Origin of the sequence: Vibrio marinisediminis (genome assembly GCF_014050145.1) — a bacterium.
Classification (GTDB): Bacteria; Pseudomonadota; Gammaproteobacteria; order Enterobacterales; family Vibrionaceae; genus Vibrio; species Vibrio marinisediminis.
Genome location: NZ_JACFYF010000040.1, coordinates 1 through 1,244 on the forward strand (window position 1 = coordinate 1; position 1,244 = coordinate 1,244).

Below are 1,244 nucleotides of genomic sequence, written 5' to 3' on the forward strand. Positions count from 1 at the left end.
CAAAAAGTAGACAGTACATAACTACATACTTTCGTACTCAACTGGGCTGACATACCCCAACGCTGAGTGTCTTCTTCTGCGATTGTAAAATGCCTCGATGTATTCGAAGATGCCCATTAGGGCTTCTTCGACAGTTTGGTAGTCTTCTGCGTATATCAGTTCGACTTTCAGCCGACTGTAGAACGACTCCATCACTGCATTATCCCAACAGTTACCCTGTCGACTCATGCTCGGTACACCTCCATGCTTGCGCATGAAGTCTTGATATTTATATGCTCTGTATTGTACACCACGGTCCGAGTGGATAATGACGCCCTTAGGCGGCTTACGTGATTCAAACGCCATTTTTAGAGCATTGGTGATGAGCTCGACTGTCATCGTTGTCCCTAGCGACCAACCCACGATGCGTCTCGAATGCAAGTCCATCACTGTCGCCAAGAAGAGCCAACGGCTCTTCACCCAGATATACGTGATGTCCGTGACCCATTTCTGATTCGGAGTCTCAGACTCAAAGTCTCTACGCAGTAAATTATCAGCTACATTCGTCATAGCAGCCACATCCTTGCTGTATTTAAACCCTTTGCCATTACGTGCTCTGACACCCTTTTCCTTCATGATATCAGCCACATAGTTCACGCAGCAGGCATAGCCTGCTTCGTTTAGCTCTTCTGCTATTCGCACTGAACCGTAACGTGCCCGATATTGGGCAAAGGTACACATGACTAGCTGCTCGAAGCGCTCTCGCCGCTTTGAACGCTCACTCGGCGTATGATGGCACCACTTATAGTAACCACCTCGACTCACCTCTAACGCACGGCACATTAAGCTAATGGAATACTCACCTACATAGCTTTCGATGAACTCGTACTTCACTCTTGCTGCTTCGCGAAGTACGCCGAGACCTTTTTTAGGAATTCCATTTCATCTTTGAGTCGCTTGTTCTCGCGCCTTAGCGCTCGAAGCTCTTCGGACTCTTTCTTCGAATAATCGACACCGTCTAAGGTGTTAAACTGTTTATCAGATAGGCGTGTGAACTGGCGCTTCCAGTTCCGGATCTGTTGGGCACTGATGCCCAGCTCCTTGGCAACGGAAACTGCTGTTCGGCCAGGAAGGCCGGCCAAGCGAACTGCCTCTTTGCGGAACTCTTCGGTGTACGCTGGATTACGATGTTTAGCCATAAATCACCTCTCAATTAGACCCTAGATCTAACTTGGTAAAGTGTCTACTAAACGTGGGGTACTCTG

2 protein-coding genes are annotated in these 1,244 nt (G+C 48.3%); both read right to left on the bottom strand.

Annotated features, from left to right (window positions below):
• Positions 1 to 21: 21 nt before the first annotated feature.
• Positions 22 to 873 carry an IS3 family transposase gene (locus H2O73_RS20225; protein WP_182110724.1) on the bottom strand — a complete coding sequence of 284 codons (852 nt, stop codon included), beginning with the start codon at positions 871 to 873 and terminating at the stop codon, positions 22 to 24.
• Positions 870 to 1,178 (bottom strand): transposase, encoded by a 309-nt coding sequence (locus H2O73_RS20230; protein WP_220457689.1) that lies wholly within the window; start codon positions 1,176 to 1,178, stop codon positions 870 to 872. The genes H2O73_RS20225 and H2O73_RS20230 overlap by 4 nt, the downstream gene beginning before the upstream one ends.
• Positions 1,179 to 1,244: the final 66 nt, after the last annotated feature.

Coding starts and splice junctions, on each gene's coding strand:
- H2O73_RS20230 (WP_220457689.1), bottom strand. CDS start 1,178: ATGGCTAAACATCGTAATCCAGCGTACACCGAAGAGTTCCGCAAAGAG.